This window comes from Streptomyces sp. Ru72 (assembly GCF_002920635.1).
Taxonomy (GTDB): Bacteria; Actinomycetota; Actinomycetes; order Streptomycetales; family Streptomycetaceae; genus Streptomyces.
This window is the reverse complement of sequence record NZ_PQSR01000067.1, coordinates 15,211-32,261: the sequence shown is the minus strand read 5'-3', so window position 1 is coordinate 32,261 and position 17,051 is coordinate 15,211. Positions and strand designations below refer to the sequence as shown.

21 protein-coding genes are annotated in these 17,051 nt (G+C 72.4%); 7 read left to right on the top strand and 14 right to left on the bottom strand.

Annotated features, from left to right (window positions below; genetic code table 11):
* Window positions 1-36: 36 nt before the first annotated feature.
* Together C3488_RS26560 and C3488_RS26555 are read right to left on the bottom strand one after the other, a co-directional pair.
* Window positions 37-957, bottom strand: coding sequence for a helix-turn-helix transcriptional regulator (locus tag C3488_RS26560; RefSeq protein WP_103843437.1), 921 nt, complete (start codon window positions 955-957; stop codon window positions 37-39).
* Window positions 958-1,055: 98 nt separating this feature from the next.
* Entirely contained in the window at window positions 1,056-1,286 is a 231-nt protein-coding gene (locus tag C3488_RS26555) for a DUF397 domain-containing protein (RefSeq protein ID WP_103843436.1), read from the bottom strand.
* A gap of 186 nt (window positions 1,287-1,472) precedes the next feature.
* On the opposite strand from C3488_RS26555, the gene C3488_RS26550 reads away from it, so the two are divergent.
* The 3 genes from C3488_RS26550 (at window position 1,473) to C3488_RS26540 (ending at window position 3,063) form a co-directional block, all read left to right on the top strand.
* A complete protein-coding gene (locus C3488_RS26550) occupies window positions 1,473-1,946 on the top strand; it encodes a hypothetical protein (protein ID WP_258053656.1) in 474 nt (157 codons plus the stop codon).
* A gap of 273 nt (window positions 1,947-2,219) precedes the next feature.
* Entirely contained in the window at window positions 2,220-2,729 is a 510-nt protein-coding gene (locus C3488_RS26545; RefSeq protein WP_308460695.1) for an ATP-binding protein, read from the top strand.
* 61 nt (window positions 2,730-2,790) lie between these two features.
* On the top strand, window positions 2,791-3,063 hold the full coding sequence (locus C3488_RS26540) for a hypothetical protein (RefSeq protein ID WP_103843435.1): 273 nt from the start codon (window positions 2,791-2,793) through the stop codon (window positions 3,061-3,063).
* Window positions 3,064-3,156: 93 nt separating this feature from the next.
* Here C3488_RS26540 and C3488_RS26535 read toward each other — a convergent pair whose 3' ends face one another.
* The 8 genes from C3488_RS26535 to C3488_RS26500 form a co-directional block, all read right to left on the bottom strand.
* On the bottom strand, window positions 3,157-3,588 hold the full coding sequence (locus tag C3488_RS26535; protein WP_103843434.1) for an ATP-binding protein: 432 nt from the start codon (window positions 3,586-3,588) through the stop codon (window positions 3,157-3,159).
* A 108-nt stretch (window positions 3,589-3,696) separates the two neighbouring features.
* Complete coding sequence (locus C3488_RS26530) at window positions 3,697-5,454, bottom strand: PP2C family protein-serine/threonine phosphatase (protein WP_103843433.1); 1,758 nt, start codon at window positions 5,452-5,454, stop codon at window positions 3,697-3,699.
* On the bottom strand, window positions 5,451-6,521 hold the full coding sequence (locus C3488_RS26525) for an ATP-binding SpoIIE family protein phosphatase (RefSeq protein ID WP_103843432.1): 1,071 nt from the start codon (window positions 6,519-6,521) through the stop codon (window positions 5,451-5,453). The genes C3488_RS26530 and C3488_RS26525 overlap by 4 nt, the downstream gene beginning before the upstream one ends.
* Window positions 6,518-6,913 carry an anti-sigma regulatory factor gene (locus C3488_RS26520; RefSeq protein WP_103843456.1) on the bottom strand — a complete coding sequence of 132 codons (396 nt, stop codon included), beginning with the start codon at window positions 6,911-6,913 and terminating at the stop codon, window positions 6,518-6,520. The genes C3488_RS26525 and C3488_RS26520 overlap by 4 nt, the downstream gene beginning before the upstream one ends.
* 47 nt (window positions 6,914-6,960) lie before the next feature.
* On the bottom strand, window positions 6,961-7,380 hold the full coding sequence (locus C3488_RS26515) for an STAS domain-containing protein (protein WP_103843431.1): 420 nt from the start codon (window positions 7,378-7,380) through the stop codon (window positions 6,961-6,963).
* The gene (locus C3488_RS26510) at window positions 7,377-8,276 is read right to left on the bottom strand and encodes an STAS domain-containing protein (RefSeq protein WP_258053654.1); all 900 of its coding nucleotides are present in this window, start codon (window positions 8,274-8,276) and stop codon (window positions 7,377-7,379) included. The genes C3488_RS26515 and C3488_RS26510 overlap by 4 nt, the downstream gene beginning before the upstream one ends.
* A gap of 359 nt (window positions 8,277-8,635) precedes the next feature.
* Entirely contained in the window at window positions 8,636-9,013 is a 378-nt protein-coding gene (locus C3488_RS26505; protein ID WP_374955460.1) for an anti-sigma factor antagonist, read from the bottom strand.
* Between the two features lie 364 nt (window positions 9,014-9,377).
* The gene (locus C3488_RS26500; protein ID WP_103843429.1) at window positions 9,378-10,571 is read right to left on the bottom strand and encodes a hypothetical protein; all 1,194 of its coding nucleotides are present in this window, start codon (window positions 10,569-10,571) and stop codon (window positions 9,378-9,380) included.
* Between the two features lie 239 nt (window positions 10,572-10,810).
* On the opposite strand from C3488_RS26500, the gene C3488_RS26495 reads away from it, so the two are divergent.
* Entirely contained in the window at window positions 10,811-11,110 is a 300-nt protein-coding gene (locus C3488_RS26495) for a DUF5133 domain-containing protein (RefSeq protein WP_103843428.1), read from the top strand.
* Here C3488_RS26495 and C3488_RS26490 read toward each other — a convergent pair.
* On the bottom strand, window positions 11,099-11,305 hold the full coding sequence (locus C3488_RS26490) for a hypothetical protein (protein ID WP_103843427.1): 207 nt from the start codon (window positions 11,303-11,305) through the stop codon (window positions 11,099-11,101). The genes C3488_RS26495 and C3488_RS26490 overlap by 12 nt on opposite strands.
* Before the next feature lie 421 nt (window positions 11,306-11,726).
* On the opposite strand from C3488_RS26490, the gene C3488_RS26485 reads away from it, so the two are divergent.
* Complete coding sequence (locus C3488_RS26485; protein WP_219822340.1) at window positions 11,727-12,212, top strand: Lrp/AsnC family transcriptional regulator; 486 nt, start codon at window positions 11,727-11,729, stop codon at window positions 12,210-12,212.
* A 193-nt stretch (window positions 12,213-12,405) separates the two neighbouring features.
* On the top strand, window positions 12,406-12,891 hold the full coding sequence (locus C3488_RS26480; protein ID WP_103843453.1) for a DUF2000 domain-containing protein: 486 nt from the start codon (window positions 12,406-12,408) through the stop codon (window positions 12,889-12,891).
* 19 nt (window positions 12,892-12,910) lie between these two features.
* Here C3488_RS26480 and C3488_RS26475 read toward each other — a convergent pair whose 3' ends face one another.
* Both C3488_RS26475 and C3488_RS26470 read right to left on the bottom strand, forming a co-directional pair.
* On the bottom strand, window positions 12,911-13,708 hold the full coding sequence (locus C3488_RS26475) for an N-formylglutamate amidohydrolase (protein ID WP_103843426.1): 798 nt from the start codon (window positions 13,706-13,708) through the stop codon (window positions 12,911-12,913).
* Between the two features lie 62 nt (window positions 13,709-13,770).
* A complete protein-coding gene (locus C3488_RS26470) occupies window positions 13,771-14,637 on the bottom strand; it encodes a fructosamine kinase family protein (RefSeq protein WP_103843425.1) in 867 nt (288 codons plus the stop codon).
* Window positions 14,638-14,781: 144 nt separating this feature from the next.
* Here C3488_RS26470 and C3488_RS26465 point away from each other — a divergent pair, with 144 nt between their 5' ends.
* Window positions 14,782-15,729: a polysaccharide pyruvyl transferase family protein gene (locus C3488_RS26465; RefSeq protein ID WP_103843424.1), complete on the top strand. Its 948-nt coding sequence runs from the start codon at window positions 14,782-14,784 to the stop codon at window positions 15,727-15,729.
* A 176-nt stretch (window positions 15,730-15,905) separates the two neighbouring features.
* Here the strand turns inward: C3488_RS26465 and C3488_RS26460 are convergent, their stop codons facing one another.
* A complete protein-coding gene (locus C3488_RS26460) occupies window positions 15,906-16,913 on the bottom strand; it encodes a hypothetical protein (RefSeq protein WP_103843423.1) in 1,008 nt (335 codons plus the stop codon).
* Between the last annotated feature and the right edge of the window lie 138 nt (window positions 16,914-17,051).

Below are 17,051 nucleotides of genomic sequence, written 5' to 3'. Positions count from 1 at the left end.
CGGCGCCCACGCCCCCGGTCAGCTGGCCGAGCGACGTCACCCGGCCGGGTAACGCTCCCGAAGCGTCCTGCGCAACAGGGCCAGTGACTCGCGCGGATCGAGTGCCTCGTCGGCGAGCCGGTCCAGTACCACCCGGTACTCCTCCGTCTCGTCCGGGTCCTCCAGGAAGTTCGCGCTCCTGATGTGCTCCAGGTAGACGATGTCCGGCAGGTCCGCGCCACCGAAGCGGAGATAGGTGACCGGTATCGCCGGGGCCGACGCGTTCGTCACGTCCAACGGCACGACCTGTACGGTCACATGCGGACGCTGTGCCATCTCGACCAGGTGCTCGAGCTGCTCGCGCATCACCTCGCGGCCGCCCAGCACCCGCATCAGCACCGACTCGTCGACGACGGCCCACAGTCGAGGAGCGTCCGGCCGCGACAGCAGTTCCCGCCGCCGCATCCGCAGTTCCACCCGGCGCTCCACCTCGGCGGCCGACGCCGTCGGCAGACCGCGCTCCACCACGGCCCGGGTGTAGGCCGGGGTCTGCAACAGCCCGGGCACGTACTGGATCTCGAAGGTACGGATCGCGGTCGCCGCCTCCTGCAGTCCGACCAGGCGGTCGAACCACTCGGGCATCAGCCGCTTGTCGTAGCGCTGCCACCAGCCCGGCTCACCGGCCCGCCGCAGCAGCTGGACCAGCACTGAGGCCTCGTGGTCATCGGCCTTGTACAGCCGCAGCAGCGCATGGACGTCGTCCTCCGTGGGCGGCCTGCGTCCCTTGCCCGCCTCGATGCGCGACAGCTTCGCGGGACTGAACCCCAGCGCCCGCGCCGCCTGCTCCTGGGAGAGGCCGGCGTCCTCGCGCATGCCCGCCAACTGCACGCCGACCAGCATCTTCAGGAGAGTGGGAGCGGGCTGCGTCCGGGTGAGATACGGTTCGAGACGGGAGACGCGGTGCGACGAGGCGGACATCCTGACTCCCGGTCAGCCGACGGACAACAGGCCCTCATTATCGCATCCCACCGCGCCCTGTCGCAGGGGACGGCAGGACAGACCCGGCGGAATCCGGCTCACACCAGGTGATCGAACTCCCCGTCCTTGGCGCCTGCCAGGAACGCGGCCACCTCGGCGGGCGTGTACACGAGCGCCGGTCCTTCCGGATCGCGCGAGTTGCGCACCGCGATGGCCCCGTCGGCCAGGCGGGCCAGCTCGACACAGTTGCCCTCGGCGTTGCTGTGCCCGCTCTTGATCCAGCGGGCCTCCAGCGAGCCCGCCTGCACTCCGTTCGGCACTGAAGGCACCACAGTCTCCTTCCGTTTCCCGCCGTGCAATTTCCCATGCAATTGCACGGCGGTACTGACTGTGTGGATAATAGCGGCGGCGTCCACCGCTTCACAGACGTCCGCGTGCTGACGTCGCATCAGGGCGGTGCCGTGTCGTAGCAATGCCGTGTCGTTCCTGGCCCCACACTGTCTGCGGGAGTGGAAATGGCCACATCACTGAAGGACCTGGGGCACGTGCCGTGGGACTCCATCAAGGACTCCAGCGGCTCCGCCGAGGCCATCCCGGTCCTGCTCCACGACGTCGCCCGGGGTGACGAGGCCACCGCCCGGGCGGCGCTCGGCCACCTGCGGGAGCGCATCTGCCAGTACGGCTTCGTCGTCGACCAGGCCACGGCGGCCACGGTTCCGTTCCTGTGGGAGCTGGCCCGGCTTCCCCAGGTGACCTGCCGCGTGGAGATCCTTCACCTGCTGAGGAGCATCGCCGACGCCCACCAGTGGGAGAGCACCGCGTCCGTCTACCCCAAACTGCTCAACTACCCTCAGGACTACGTGGGCTGGGAGCGCGCGGCGCGCCGTGCGGTGCACGCCGACCGGGGGGTGCTGCGCCAACTGCTCGCGGAGCAGGACGTCGAACTCGTCGAGGCCGCCGCCGAACTCGCCGCCGCACTGGCCGGCTGAGGCATCGGACTCGTCGCCGGAGACCTGGGGGCCGATCGCCAGGGGCTGCGGAACGGTCGCCAACCCTGTGATCCGGTCGGTCGAGGCCCAAAGATCCCGCGCCGAGCATTATTTCGCACTCATGGCTCGCCCAGGGACGGGTATGCGTGGGGCGATGAATGAACGACACCACGCCACGCCGACCCTCGACACAGGCTCCGAGGCCCGGTGCTGTCCTCGCGACGCCACGGGGCCCGCAGACCTGCCCGACTCCCCGCACACGCGATGAAACCGGTGGACCTTCCCCCGCGGGACGGCGGGAACCCAGGAGCCGCCGACGAGCGCCGCACCAGCGCCCCCGTGAGCCCGCGGCACGCGCACACGGCCGACGGCGTGCGGCAGAGCGATCCGTCCCCGCCCGGCGGCCCGGTGACCAGCGCGGCCACGGCGCGCGCGTACGTGCTCGCGGTCGTCCGGAGCCACTGGGACACCGCGCCCGTGCGGCCGACCGAGCAGGCTGTCACCGACCTGCTGCTCGTCACCTCGGAACTGGTGTCCAACGCCATCCGCCACGGGGGCGGGCTCGCCGGTTTCGAGGCCGTCCCCACGCGGGAGGGCGTCCGCCTCGTCGTGCGCGACCGCAGCCCGGACATCCCCTCCGTGGCGTTCGGTACCGGCGAGCTTCCCCACAGGCAGGACCGGGGCGGGTTCGGCTGGCCGCTGATCATCAAGCTGGCGCGCGACATCGTCATCGAGCCCCGGGTGGGCGGCAAGACCGTCAGCGTGCTCGTGCCACTCGGCTGAATCGTGTTTCCAAGGGCGAAGCGGGGCAACGCGGAACAGGACGCCCTGTGAAGGAGCCCACATGATCGCCGTAGCCCTGCTCATGCCGGTGTCCATGCTGTGTCTCGTGCTCGCGCTCGGCAGCTATGAGGAACGCCTGCTCACCCCGGGCGGCGCCAGGAAGGCCCGCCGCGCGGGGCGCCGAAGGCTGCGCGCCGTGCCCCACGCCACTACGGACGGCACCGACGCCGGGTCCCGGGTCCGCGAGAAGCCCACGGCACAGAGGGCCGGAGACACGCGGGCCGCCGCCGGCACCGCCCCGGAAGGCTCCGGGTCGCGATGGCGGGCAGCCTGATTCCACGGGTCGCCCCGCGCTCACCGCCGGTCGGCCGACGGCCCCGCGGGGAGCTCCCGCCTCGGCGGGGCGCGGACCGAAAGGGCCCGCGCCCTACCAGGGCAGGAACACGTGCACGTCCTTGCCGTCCGGCTGGACCACCACGCTCACCTGGTGGCACAGCGTGTGCACCAGGTGCCATCCGATGCCCCCGCTCTGGCCCGGCTTGAAGGGACGCGGCGCCGGAGGCGTCGTACTGGTGTCGTGCAGCGTCACATGGACACCGTCGTACGTCGGACGCATCCGCAGGCCGAACGGTCCGGGTGCGTACTGGACGGCGTTCGCCGCCAGCTCGTCGACCACCAGCAGTATGTCGTTCCAGTACTCGGGACTCGCCGGAGGCGAAGCCCGCGCCAGCCGACGCAGAAACTCCTCGGCGGCCAGCCGTGCCCCGGTGACGTCGGGCAGATCACCGCCGAAATCCGCCACCAGGGCCTCGACCGTCTCGAACGGCCAGGCCTTGTCCCAACGCGGCTCGGTTGCCATGCCGTCCTTCCCCCGGCCGGCACTCCGGCCGGTTCTCGTCGTTCGTCGCGCTGTCGCCCGGCCCCCCTTATGACGGTTGCCAGAAAGCCGAAGGATACGCATCCAGGATCACGGCACGGGCGGTTCCCCGGTAGCCCCGGCGGTCTCGCCGTCCACGTGACACAGCAGGAGGCACACGTCGTCCTCACCCTCCGAATCCCTCAGCATCGGCTCGAGTACCCGGTCCGCGGCGCCCTCCAGACCGTCGTTCCGGTCCGGCACGGCGAGCGTGGACATGGCCTCGGCGAGACGCTCGATGCCCGGGTCGATGCCGTACGCCCGCCGCTCCACCAGGCCGTCCGTGTACAGGGCGAGCGTGGAGCCGGGCGGCAGGGGCGCGGTGTGGTCCTCGATCTCCTGCTGCACCGGAACGCCCAGCATGGCGCCCGGCTTGGCGTCGAGAGTGTGCACCCGGCCGTCGGGCGTGCGCAGCACCGGCGGCGGATGACCGGCCGCGGCCCAGGTCAGCACCGGTTCTCCGGGTCGGAAACGGGCGATCACCGCGGTGGCGTACAGATCCGGCTGCAGATGGTGCAGGAACTGGTGCAGTCGGGTGAGGAGCCGGCCCGGGCTGCCCCCGTCGACGGCGTACGCGCGCAGGGCCGTCCGCAGCTGGCTCATCATCACCGCCGCGTGCAGCCCGTGCCCGGTGACGTCTCCTATGACCGCGATCAGGCTCCCGTCGGGCTGCCGGAAGGCGTCGTACCAGTCGCCGCCGATGTTGAGACCGTGGGTCGCCGGCAGATAGCGGGCGGCGAGCCGGAGCCAGGGAGTGGCGGGGAGCTCGGTGAGCAGGGCCCGCTGCAGCGTCTCGGCGATGTCGCGGCTGTGCTCGAAGCGCTGCGCGTTGTCGATCGCGATGGCGGCCCTGCGGGCCAGCTCGATCAGCATCACCGCGTCGTCCGGATCCCACCGGTCGCCGGGCGGGGTGAGGGTGATCACGCCGAGCGGCACCTGCCGGGCCGACAACGGGAGGCACAGCAGCGGCCGGGTGGGGTGCAGGGCGGAGGGCGGCCGGTCCTCCACGCCGGGCAGACCGCCCGGCTGGGGCGCCGCGTACTGCGGGCGGCCCGTGCGGGCGGCGAGCACGGCGGCGGCCGGGCGGGGCGCGTGGCTCGGCTCCGCCTCGTCGTCGCCGAACAGCCATACGTCGGCGGTCCGCGCGTACGTCGGAGTGAGCAGCTCGGGGAGCAGGCGCACGATCTCGCCGTGGTTCAGGGACGCCGTCAGTGCGGCGCTGGCGTCGGCGAGGAAGGTGAGCCGGCGGCGCGCCTCCTCGGCCTCGGTGCGCGCGGCCCGCTCGGCGGCGAACAGCTCGCGCTGCGCCTGGCCGGCGGCGTCGAGCTCGGCGTGCAGCGCGAGGACGCCCTGGTTCGTCTGGTGCAGCTCCTCGCGGTGGAAGGCGACCAGCGCCTCCTGCTCCGTCAGCGCGTCCAGGACGCGCGCGGTGTCTTCGTCGGCGCTGAACAGCGCCTCGGCGAGGGCGGGCGGGGAGGCGCGCACCGTCACCGTGTCCGCCCGGCCGCCCCGCTCCGGTGCCGGAACCTGCGCCTGCCACGTCGGTTCCTCGTGGGGGCGCTCGTCCGGGTCGGGACGGACGGTGACCCACAGCCTCGGCTGCTCCTCACGCCGCGACGGGGGAGCGGTCCCGAGAGTCAGCCGCCAGGCGCCGCCCTTGGTGAGGCACTGGCGCAGCTGCTCGGTGAGCGAGGTGACCAGGCGGGTGCGGTCGACGGCGGAGACGCCGAGGTCGGCCGCGAGCCGGGCGGTGGCGATCCGGGCCCGGGCGGCATCGACGACGGTGATGATCTGCCAGGTGTCGGTCATGGTTCACGCTTCGGCGGTGTGGGGGACAGCACGGTCACCGTGGTGTCGTCGCGGACGGGCCGGGCGGCGCTGCTGGCGTCCCGCACGATCACGGCGGCCGTCACCCCGGGGTCCAGCTCCGCGGTGGGCACGTCCTCCCGCAGGGACCACCGGCTGGGCAGTCCGTCGCTGTGCAGCACGAGGAGACAGTCGGGTGACCAGGGCAGCCGTCGGCAGGGGATGTGCGTCGGTCGGTGGGCGCCGACTATGCCGGGATGGGACAGCAGGTGCTGCCAGCCACCGCCGGAGCGGAACCGGGCACCGATGTTGCCGATGCCGGAGAAGGCCAGACTCCCTTCTGCGAGGTCGACCTGGGCGACCGCGACGGCGGCGCCCCGGGTGCTGCGCAGCACCGTGTGCAGTACGGCGAGCAGCTCCGCCGGCGGCAGATGGGCGCTGTCCCGCAGCTGCCGGACCGCCGCGTCGGATGCCTCGGCCGCGGCCGGGCCGTGCCCCAGTCCGTCGGCGAGGAGGAGAGTGACCCGCTCCCCGTACCGGACACACGCCCAGGCGTCACCCGATTGGCGTCCGCTCAGGGGGATGTTGACGCCGCCGGCCCGCACCGGGGCGTGGTGGTGCCGGGCGTGCCCGTATCGCCGCCGACCGGACCCGGCCCTTATCCGGGCCAGGGCGATGGTGCCCCTCCCGGGCGCGCTGTGCAGGTCGAAGTCGTCCGCTATGCGCCCGCAGGTGCCGAGTCCGGCGCCCAGCGAGGACGTGGTGGAGAAGCCGTCGCCCAGCGCGGCTGCGAGGTCGGGGATGCCCGGACCGTGATCGATCGCGGCGATCTGCAGCGCCGGCTTGCCGGCGGCCGAGTCCGAGGTGAGGTCCGCGTCCACCGTGTCGATGAGGATCCGACCGCCGCCGGCGTGTTTGAGCAGGTTGGTGGCGAGCTCGGTGGCGACGAGCACGGCCGCGGCCGTACGGCCGTCGTCGAACCCCGCGTGGCCGCAGGTGTCCTGCACCGCGACCGTGACGTCCCGGACCCGGGTCGAGTCGTGCACGGGGACGTCCCAGACGCGGCTCACCGGACCTCCTCGCGGGGCCGCGGCGGTCCGGCGGCCCAGCAGATCACGCTGACCCGGGTGCCTTCGCCGGGACGGGAGTCGATCGAGAACTCGTGGACCAGCCGCCGGGCTCCGCCGAGCCCGAGGCCGAGACCACCGCCCGAGGTGTAGCCGTCGGTGAGTGCCCGCTCGATGTCGGGGATGCCCGGCCCCTCGTCGACGAACGACAGGCGCAGCCCGCGTGCGCGGCCGTTGTCCAGGAAGGCGATCTCCGCCTGTCCGCCGCCGCCGTGGACGAGCGTGTTGCGTGCGAGCTCGCTGGCCGCGGTGATCAGTTTGGTCTGCTCCACCAGCCCGAAACCGATCTCCCCAGCCGCCTGCCGCACATGCTGCCGCACCCACGCCAGATCCATGTCCGTGCGGATGGGCAGGCATGTGGTGACGCGGCCCGATGTCTCCGTCACGCGTTCTCCTGGCGTGCTGGACCGTGGGACAGGGGCGTGGACGCGTGTGTCAGCATCCGCAGTGCTTCGTCGGTGTCGAGCGCGGTGCGCAGACCCGGCAGCGTGAGGCCGAGTTCGACCAGGGTGATGGCCACCGCGGGGCGCATGCCGGCCACCACGGTCTCCGCCGCGAGCAGCCTGGCGCTCGCCGCGATCTCCGCGAAGACGCGCCCCAGGAAGGAGTCGACGATCTCGACGCCGGAGACGTCGATGACCACTCCGGCGGCGGAACTGCCCGCGATGGCCTCGCTGATGTCCTGCTGCAACTGTTCGGCGGCCTTGTCCTCCAGTTCGCCCTGAAGGGTGACGAGGAGCACGTCACCGAGCTTGAGTACGGGGACGGAAGCACCCGTCGGGTCCTCGAAACCGCCGGTCACCGCTGGCCTCCTCCGTGGCCCGCCCGGTCGACGATCACGGCGCCGAGCTCGTGCAGGGCGTAGGCGAGGGCGTCGGCCAGGCTCGCCCGGGTGAGGACCGATCCCAGGTCGATCCCCAGATGCACGATGGTCTGGGCGATCGCCGGCCGGATACCGGAGACGATGCACTCCGCGCCCATGAGGCGGGCCGCCGCGACGGTCTTCATCAGGTGCTGCGCCACCAGCGAGTCCACGGTGGGCACTCCGGTGATGTCCAGGATGGCGAACCGGGCCTGCTGGGTGACGACGGCCTCAAGCAGGCTCTCCATCACGACCTGGCTGCGGGCGCTGTCCAGGGTGCCGATGAGCGGCACGGCGACGATGCCGTTCCACAGTTTGATGACGGGCGTGGCGACTTCGAGGAGTTGCAGGCGCTGCCGCTCGATGATCTCCTCGCCCGTGCTCAGGGCGGTCTCCATGACGAGCACCCGCAGCGTGCCCAGCAGGGCGGTGAGCGCGACGGCGTGCGATCCGCTCGCCTCTCCGTCCGACCCGGACAGCTCGGCGCTCAGCAGCTCCCTGACCGAGGGGCCCAGGGCCGCGACCTCGTCGGCGATCTGCGACGGCGTCGCGCCCGCGCGCGCCCGCGAGGCAGCCATGCGCGTGAGTTGTTCGCGCATCCCCGCGAAGCCCGGGGCCCGAAGATCCTCGATCCGTCCGGAGGCGGCCACCGCCGCGAGCGCCTCCACCAGCGAGCCTGCGGCTTCCACGGCCTCGTCGCGCGACACCGTGAACACCGTACGGAAGAGGGTCTGGTCGGCCCAGCGTTGAGAGATCTGCTCCCGACGGCGTAGCAGGAAGTCCCCCACGACCCGTGTCGACGCTCCTGGGTTCGTTGCCGACTCCTGGTCCGTCACGTCCCTGTCTCCTTCGTACGTACCCTCCCCCGACGGCTGGGGAGCCTGCCCGGAGAGCGCGGTTCCTTGTCGCGCGACCACTGTAATCATGGGAGATCGCCCTCGGCACCCGAGGGCGTCCCGGGGATCATCCGACGATCGGAGGACCCGGCCAACTGCTGTCCGTATGTGCGGCGTCGGACCGTCGGAGGCGGGCGACGACGAACACGGAGACCATACGGGCGGAAGACGTTCCCCGAAGCAGGCGCGTGAGTTGACCGGCCGTCAGCACACCCAGCCGGTCACGGGAACGGTGACCGGCCGCGCCGGCGCACCCGTGGGCCGGCCCCGCGCCTGAGAGCGACGCCCCGCCCACGACCCTAGGGGCGGCTCAACGCGTCGCCCGTGTCGTCCAGTGCGTCCTGAACCGTCTTGAAGGACGGGACGGTCAGGCTCACCCCCGTCAGGTCGAGGATCCGCTGGACGGCCGGGGCAGGGTCGATGAGGCCGATCGAGCCACCCACCTGACGGGTCTCCTTGTAGGCGTTGAGAATGATGTTGATGCCGGAAGAGTCCATGAACGGCACCTCCGACAGGTCGAGCAACAGATGCTGCCGGCCGTGGTGCATCTGGTTGGCGAGGTGGTGGTGCAACTCCGTCGCCGTATCGACGTCCAGAAAACCCTTCACAGTGACCAGCGCGACATCCTCCCGGGGCATCGTCACATCGATGGACAGCGGCGTCTGCTCAGCCGACACAATGTCCTCCCATCCGTACGGCGTGGCGGGGCTCGCCTACCCCGGGGCGGGCAACCGATGCACCGCGACCCGCGCTCCTGAGGTGATCAACATCTCGTTGCCGGAGCGGCACCCGACAGCGAGTTCGCGCCCGGGTACCCCCTAAACCTCCCCCTACACCCGGCCCTCACGGACGGGTGACACACGACGCGGAAAATCGGCCACGCATACTTCTCCAGAAGCCGGGCAGCAGCACCTCAGACCGCTCGTGGGTGCCCTCCCCCCGGCGCCTCGAGCCGTCGGCCCCGCCGATGTCCCTCCCCCCGGCACGCGGCGGGGCCCTCTGCTGTCGGCATGTGGCCGACCATGGTCCGGACGAGAGGCTCTAGACCTGCTTGGAGTCCCGGGCGTCGGACGGCCCGGGCGGAGAGGCGTCCGTGGAGGGCTCCGCCTCCGGGGCGGTGTCACCGTTCTGCGGGCCCGGTACGCCGAGCGACTTCACGCCGTCCACCACGCGCTCCAGGGGCTTGGCCAGAGTGCGCAAGGAGAAACCTTCCCTCTTGCGTGGCCGGCGCGGTGCGGGCAGCGCGCCGGCCTCCTGGTAGGCCGCGAGCGCCTCGTGGGCGAGCTCGGCCGCCTCCCGGTACATGTCCCGCGACTTCGTCATGGCCTCGAGCGCCTCGGCGTAGGCGGCGAGCCTGCGGCGCGCCATGGCCAGTTCTTCCTCGAGGGTGGTCAGATGCCACTGCTCGCGCAGCGCGGACAGGGCCTCCTCGGCGCCCTCGGGCAGGGGCGCGGGCTGCTCGGCGAAGCGCCGCACGGTGTCGAGGAGTTCCGTCGGGCGTGAACCGTCGAGGAAGACCGTGCGTACGCTGAACCCGTTGTCGTCGGCGCCGGGACCGGACGGCGCCGCGGGCAGCACCACGGCACCGCCTCGGGGCACCCGTGCCCCGAGGTCGTAGAGGGCCCAGTTGACCACCTGGAACTGCTCGGGCGCGGCCCGGTGTTCCACGACCCGGTGCCTGAGGCCGGGCGGCAGCAGCGGTGCGAGGGGGCGCAGCCCGCGCTCGTCGGGAGTCATCGCCTCGTGGACGACCACGTGGATGCTCCACGAGTGGCGCGCGCAGTCCTTCAGCAGGCGCCGCAGCGCCCGGTCCTCGGTGGGCAGCGGGTTGATGTCCCTGAAGCGCAGCCCTGGCACCACGTCGTGGTCCCAGGGCGCGTCCGGGTCGTCGGGCCAGAAGACGGTGGCCGGAGAGGGCCAGTGGAGATCCCAGGCCCGGTCCGCCTCGGCCACCAGCACCCAGTCCTGGGTGCCGTCCTTGTCGTCCGGCGCCCCGACGTCCAGGCGGGCCCGCACGACGACCTCGTCAGCGACGAGCCACCGCGCCTCGAAGGCGCGCGCGGGCGCGCCGTCCCGGGAACCGTCGTACTCGGTCTCGTCCTGGATGACCTTCTCGTTCTTCAGCTCACGCAGGCGGCGGCGGACGGCGTCCTCGGCGCCCGGGCCGGGGTGTCGCCCGCGGGCCAGCCACACGGTGTCGGGAGCCGTGGCACGGACAGTGGAGGACTTCGGCATGGATCACTCTGGTGAAAGGGGACAGGGGCGCCTCCCAGTATGGTCCGCGCACGTCAACGGCCGGGAGGGGAGGGCGGGTCGTGATCGCGTGTCGCGCCCTGGCCCGGTCCGCGGAGGGGTGAGCCGTGGGGGAGGGGAGGGTCGAGATCGCGCCAAAAGCGGGCCATGTGAGACGAGTTGTGCATGCTTCCCCCGAGACAGGGGAGCCGGGACGGAAAAACGAGAGAAAGGGCCCGACTGTGCTCGTTCCCGATCCGAAAGCCGTCAGAAGACTGCTGACCCGGTACGCGTCCCTGCGGATCGCGCTCGCCGAGCGGGAGACACCGGAAGCGGTACGAGAGCTGGCGGATGTCAGCTACACGCTGTGCGTCATGACGGGAACCAAGGACGTGCGCGACGCCGTCGCCGCCGCCGACGCCCTCCTCGACGGCAGTGCGAAGCCCACCCCGCAGCAGCCGCAACGGTCCGGTATCACGGCCCCGGGGCCCGGCCACGTCCCCGGCGCGGTGATTCCGGACCGTGCGTCACTAAGGCAGTAGCTTGTCCAGCGCGGCGTGCCCCTCGGAGGCGAGCTTCCGCTCCGCCCAGGCGAGGGTCTTGGGGGTGATGTCCCGCCCCGAGGCGAGGACCAGATCCTCCGCCGAGGTCTCGAGCGGGCACGCGTGCAGCAGCTCGTCCGGCGTGGCACGGTCATCGGCCGGACGACGCGACGCATCAGGCTGTGACGTCGACATTCTGTCTCCTCTGCGAGTCGATCCTCCCCTCACCTTTCCCCCAGATGGCGCAGCGCGCATCCCGGAAGGGCCGGGATCGACTCTCCGCTACGGTGAGTCGCGGGCCGGAGGCTCAAGGTGTGCGAGGAGGAGGTGCCGGCGGTCGTGCGACGCTCGGCCGCCGTGCCCTCGGCTCACGCGCTGTCGCGCCCGGCGCGCCCGCGGCGGCGCAGCAGGAGCAGCTCGCCCGCGACCGCGGTGACGCCGGCGGCGGTCCACAGGAGACCGCCCCGAACGCGGCCGATGACAAGAAGTGGTCAACACGAAGGGGTGCTGCCTCACCGGCCCCTCGGTCACCGGAGCCGCGCCCGCCGCCGCTAGCATCTGTGTGGAGATTCCCCGCTGCCGCCGAACGTCGTGCGCAATAGTGGGCGGCATGGACATGGACGCACTGGACCGCGCTCTGCTGCGGGAACTGCAGGACGACGCACGGCAGACCAACCGGGAGCTGGCCGCGCGGACGGGGGTCTCCCCGTCCACCTCGCTGGAGCGGGTGAGGCTGCTGCGGGAGCGCGGGGTCATCACGGGCTACCACGCGGCCGTGGACCTGGAGGCGGTGGGCCGCCCGGTCCAGGCCCTCATCTCGGTCCGCATCCGGCCGCCGGCCCGCCCCGTCATCGAGGGGTTCCGCGAGTGGGCCGCCCGACTGCCCGAAGTCATCGGCCTCTTCGTCACCTCCGGAGCGCACGACTTCCTCATCCATGTCGCCGCCCCGGATGTCAACGGCGTCTACGCCTTCGTCATCGACCGGCTGACCGAACGCCGCGAGGTCGCGGACGTGCAGACCACGATGGTCTACGAGCACGTCCGGCCCCGCCGTATCGAGCCCGCCGCCGAACGCCCGGCGGCACCGCGCAGGAAACGGTGAAGGCCGCCGTTCCGTGTCCGCACGTCCATGTCCGTACGTCCGACGCCCCATCCGGCAGACTTGCCGCACGAAGTGCACCGACAGCGGTCCTGCGAGGGCGAAGGTCCCCGAAAATTCGACAGCCGAGCGCTGGATCCGCACACCTGCCTAGCATTCTCGGCGTCAGCCGCAGAAATGCTCAGGAGACATGCTCATGACCGACGAAAGCACGGCCGGAACGCGGATCGGCTTCACCCCCGAGGAAGTGGACCCCACCGTCTCCACCCGCGCCGCCCGGCTCAAGTGGGCGGTGGTCGTCGACCGGGACCTGCCCTCGGGCCGCGCCGTCAACGCCGCCATCTGCGTCGCGGCGGCCACGCAGTCCGCGGTGACCGGCCTGCTCGGCGAAGACGCCACCGACGCCGAGGGCGCCGTGCACCCCGGCCTCCCCTGGGCCGGCTGCTCCGTCCTGGCGGCGGACGCCGACACCCTCCGCGCCATCCGTGCCAAGGCGGCCTCGTACGCCGACACCTTCGTCGCCGACATGCCGGTCGCGGCCCAGGAGACGCTCGTCTACGCCGACTACCAGGCCGCCGTGGGCAAGACCGCCACCGACGACCTCGTGTACTGCGCCGTGAGCGTCGTGGGCCCGCGCAACCGCGTCAGCAAGATTGTGGGCAAGCTCCCCCTGCTTCAGTGACCGGCCGCGGGAGCGGCCGTCAGGACACCGCGTCCACCAGGGCCGCCAGCGCCGAGGCGAGAAGGGGAAGACCGGGGCCCGCGGCACCGCCCGGTTCGGTCATGTAGGTGTCCCGGCGGATCTCCACCATCAGGGCGGTGACCCGGGGCTGTGAGCCGTGGAACTCCAGGGGGACGTACGCCCCGGAGAAAGGGCTGTCGACCCCCGTGCCGCCGAACCCCGCGAACGCCTCGCGTGCTAGAGCGAGCAGCTCGGGCGGCGTGTGGAAGGAGTCCGTGCCCAGGCATACCGGAGGCCGGGGTCCCTCGCCGTGCAGTTCGTAGGGCAGAGGGGAGGTCGGGTAGGAGTGGACGTCGAGGACGACGGCCCGCCCGGTGGCGGCCAGCCGGTCCGCGACCGCTGCCGTCATCGCCCGCGCGTACGGGTGGAAGTAGCGCCGCAGCAGCGGTTCGGGGTCGGTGCCGGCCCCTCGCAGGGCCTCGCGGTGCGTGGTGCGGGTGTAGACGGCTCCCATCCCCACGGCGAGCATCTCCTCCCGCTCGTCGGGGAACCGCTCGGGATCGACCACCAGCCGTGACAGCCGGTTGACGAACCGCCAGGGCCTGAGGGTGGCGGCCTTCGCGGCGAGGCCGGCCAGTTCGCCGGTGTGCGCGTCCGTGATGTGATCCAGCTCCCGGGCGAGGGCCTTGTCGTCGAGCAGGATGCCTTCACGCACGTCCTTTGGTATCTCCCGGGCCCCGTGCGGCACATGCAGGATCACCGGAGAGTCGTCGGCGCCGGGCAACAGGTCGAACGAGGCGTCGGTGGCGCGGGACATGGCGGCTCCTCCGGATGCGGTGACCAGGAGACCGTACCCGGCCGGGGGCACGTGTGCGGTGGTCAGGCCGCCAGGGCCGCGCGGACCGCCGCCAGCGCCTGCCCCGCGTAGCCGCCGCCGAAGAGCACCGTGTGGACCAGCAGCGGGAAGAGCTGGTGCAGCACGATCCGGTCCTGCCAGCCGTCCGCGAGTGGCGCCGCCTCCTGGTATCCGGCCAGCACCCGCTCCAGGTGCGGGCAGCCGAACAGGTGCAGCATGGCGAGGTCGGTCTCCCGGTGTCCGCCGTGCGCGGCCGGGTCGATCAGCCAGACGTGGCCGTCTGAGCCCCACAGCACGTTGCCGTTCCACAGGTCGCCGTGCAGCCGGGCCGGCGGCTCCGCGGGACCGGCCAGCTCCGGCAGCCGCTCGCAGATGCGTTCGAACAAGGCCGCCTCGGTGGACCGCAACGTGCCGTCGTCGACCGCACGGCGCACGTAGGGCAGCAACCGGTGCTCGCCGTACCAGCTCGGCCAGTCCTCACCGGCGATGTTGCGCATCGGCGCGAGGCCGATGTACGCGTCCTCGGGGCCACCGGGCGGTGGGGCGCCGAACGCGGGCGCGCCCGCCGCGTGCAGGGCCGCCAGTTCGCGGCCGAAGCGCACCGCAGCCTCGGCGCTGGGTCGCCCGGTGGGGACACGGTCGGTCACCAGCCAGTTCTGGTCGTGACCGTGCACGGCGGGGACGCGTACCGTGCCGGCGTCCGCCAGCCAGCGCAGCCCGGCCGCCTCGGCCCGCAAGGAACCGTGGGCGTCGCCGTGCTTGACCATCACCGCGCGGCCACCGTCGAGGACGACCTCCGTCAGCGCACCGGATCCCGGGCGTTCACCGGTCACCGGACGGCCGGTGAACCGGGCCGCCGCGGCCCCGGGTCCCTGATCGGCTTCGGTCATGGCGGGCACCTCGTCGACAGATCTCCGTGTACTCCCCGGCCCGCGCCGTACGGGCTCCGACGGCCCGGACGATACCGCAGCCGTCCGGTGCGCCGACGCGGTGAGCGTGAAGGCCGGCCCGGACGGCTCGGAACCCCCGTCGGGATGAGTGAGCACGTGACGAGGGGGCACTCGAGAGGCGTTGTGTGTGCGAGGCATCTGAGGACTCTGCTGACCGGATGGTTCAGCTTTGTGGACGGCGAGGCCACCGCGGGAGACGTGCTGGCCCTGCGGCGGGTCGAGGACGTGCTGCGTCACCAGGGAATCCCCTACGACGTGGCATGGAGCCCCGGCTTCCGGCCGTCGGCGCTGCACCTGGACGACGTACGGCCCGCCGCGTATTCGCATCTGATCTTCATCTGCGGGCCGCTGCACGGGCCCGGGATCGAGGAACTGCACCGGCGCTTCGCGCACTGCGTGCGGATCGCGGTCGGCACCTCCGTGCTGGACGCCGAAGACCCGGCCGTCACCGGATTCCACCGGGTCCTGCCGAGGGACGCGCCCGCCATGGGCCCGGTGCCCGACCTGTCCACCCACGCGCCGAGCGAGACCACCACGCCCGTCGTCGGGGTGATCCTCACGCACGGGCAGCACGAGTACGGGGAGAGGCGCCGGCACGACGAGGCCGCCGAGACGGTCACCCGGTGGCTGGCCGGCAAGGACTGCGCGCGAGTGGAGCTGGAGACCCGGCTCGACAGCCACGACTGGCGGCTGTGCGCCACGCCCGGACAGTTCGAGTCCGTGCTGTCCCGGATGGACCTGGTGGTCACCGACCGGTTGCACGGGCTGGTGCTCGCGCTGCGCGGGGGAGTGCCGGCCCTGGCCGTGGACCCCGTCGAGGGCGGCGCCAAGCTGACCGCCCAGGCAGAGGCCTGCGGCTGGCCCGCCCTGGTCCCCGCGGACCGTCTCACCACCCGGCGGCTGGACCACTGGTGGCAGTGGTGCCTGACCTCCGGCCGTGTCGCGGCCCGGCAGGTGCGCCGCGAGTTCCTGGAGGACCCCGACGACGACAACGCCCCGGCACTCGTGGCGGCCCTGACGGACCGGGCCTGAGAGGCGCCCCGCGTCCGGGCCGCCGGCCACCCACCAGGAGTCCGCTGCTCCAAGGTGACCGCGTGCGCGCGGAGACGGTGACCCGTGACCCCCTAGAACCCCCTACTCGCGAGACGGGCGACCCGCGCACCGGGAGGCGAGGACGCGGCCCGGTCGTCGCCCTGCGTGTGTCCCGGTCAGGCCGTCGGTTCCGCCACCCGCAGCGGAACGGCGGCGCCCGACAACGTCTCCTCACCGTCCCGCGTGACCTTCGACCACCAGCCGAGGCCGTCCTCGATGGACCGCAGCAGCACACCCTCCCTGACCGCCCACGGGCAGATGGTCACCGTCCTGAAGTTCCCCAGCTTCATGACGGTGTGACCGACCAGGGCACCGGCCAGGCTCTGGCGGGCCCGTGGAGCGGAGATGCCCGGCAGGTCGGCCCGTTCCGCCGATCGGCGGGAGGCCAGGTCGTCGATGGCCCGCCGCAGATCCGCACGGCGCAACTCACGGTGCACGAACGGGCCGTGCCGTCCCGGCGGCGCCCCGCACAACCGTGCCAGCTGCTGGAACGTGCGCGAGGTGGCCACCGCCGTGCAGGGGCTCTCCCAACGGGCGCGCGTGGCCACGTCACGCAGCTGGTGGCGTACCCTGCGGCGAAGCGCCTTGACGTCGGCCGGGGTGGGCGGGTCGTTCTCGGCGAAGAACTCACGGGTCAGCCGGTTCGCACCGAGCGGCAGTGACGCGGCGAAGTCCGGCAGGCTGCCCCGGCCCAGCGCGACCTCCAGGGAACCGCCGCCGATGTCGAGCAGCGCCAGCGGCCCGGACCGCCAGCCCATCCACCGCCGGGCCGCGAGGAACGTCAGCTCCGCCTCCACCTCGCCGGGCAGCGTGCACAGGGCCACACCCGTCTGGTCGCGCACCGCCTCCAGGACCTCCCGTCGGTTGGGCGCGGCGCGCACCACCGCGGTCGCGAACGCCAGGGGCGGCCCCGAGCCCCACCGCTCGGCCGTCGCGGCGGCATCGGCGACCGACTGGGCCAGTTGCTCCACCGCCGCGTCCGCCATCCGCCCGTCCGCGTCCGTCTGGTCGGACAGCCGCTGCTTCCACTTCGCGGTGTGCACCGGGAGGGGCACACCGCGCTCGGCGTCCGCCACCATCAGACGGATCGTGTTCGAACCCACATCAATCACGCTCACCCGCATGGCGGCGAAGTACCCCGTTCGGCGCGGGGGATGCCGTGCGGTCCATCCGACCGCACGGTTTCACTCGTACGAGCCACCACGAGCGACCATGAGCCACGACGAGCCAGGAGAGCCGGGAGCGCCGGGAGAGCCAGGAGG

Bases quoted from the DNA above. Each gene is read 5' to 3' on its own strand.
- C3488_RS26560 (WP_103843437.1), bottom strand. From the start codon at position 957: ATGTCCGCCTCGTCGCACCGCGTCTCCCGTCTCGAACCGTATCTCACC.
- C3488_RS26550 (WP_258053656.1), top strand. From the start codon at position 1,473: ATGGCCACATCACTGAAGGACCTGGGGCACGTGCCGTGGGACTCCATC.
- C3488_RS26540 (WP_103843435.1), top strand. From the start codon at position 2,791: ATGATCGCCGTAGCCCTGCTCATGCCGGTGTCCATGCTGTGTCTCGTG.
- C3488_RS26535 (WP_103843434.1), bottom strand. From the start codon at position 3,588: ATGGCAACCGAGCCGCGTTGGGACAAGGCCTGGCCGTTCGAGACGGTC.
- C3488_RS26530 (WP_103843433.1), bottom strand. From the start codon at position 5,454: ATGACCGACACCTGGCAGATCATCACCGTCGTCGATGCCGCCCGGGCC.
- C3488_RS26520 (WP_103843456.1), bottom strand. From the start codon at position 6,913: ATGGATCTGGCGTGGGTGCGGCAGCATGTGCGGCAGGCGGCTGGGGAG.
- C3488_RS26500 (WP_103843429.1), bottom strand. From the start codon at position 10,571: ATGCCGAAGTCCTCCACTGTCCGTGCCACGGCTCCCGACACCGTGTGG.
- C3488_RS26490 (WP_103843427.1), bottom strand. From the start codon at position 11,305: ATGTCGACGTCACAGCCTGATGCGTCGCGTCGTCCGGCCGATGACCGT.
- C3488_RS26485 (WP_219822340.1), top strand. From the start codon at position 11,727: ATGGACGCACTGGACCGCGCTCTGCTGCGGGAACTGCAGGACGACGCA.
- C3488_RS26480 (WP_103843453.1), top strand. From the start codon at position 12,406: ATGACCGACGAAAGCACGGCCGGAACGCGGATCGGCTTCACCCCCGAG.
- C3488_RS26475 (WP_103843426.1), bottom strand. From the start codon at position 13,708: ATGTCCCGCGCCACCGACGCCTCGTTCGACCTGTTGCCCGGCGCCGAC.
- C3488_RS26470 (WP_103843425.1), bottom strand. From the start codon at position 14,637: ATGACCGAAGCCGATCAGGGACCCGGGGCCGCGGCGGCCCGGTTCACC.
- C3488_RS26465 (WP_103843424.1), top strand. From the start codon at position 14,782: ATGAGTGAGCACGTGACGAGGGGGCACTCGAGAGGCGTTGTGTGTGCG.
- C3488_RS26460 (WP_103843423.1), bottom strand. From the start codon at position 16,913: ATGCGGGTGAGCGTGATTGATGTGGGTTCGAACACGATCCGTCTGATG.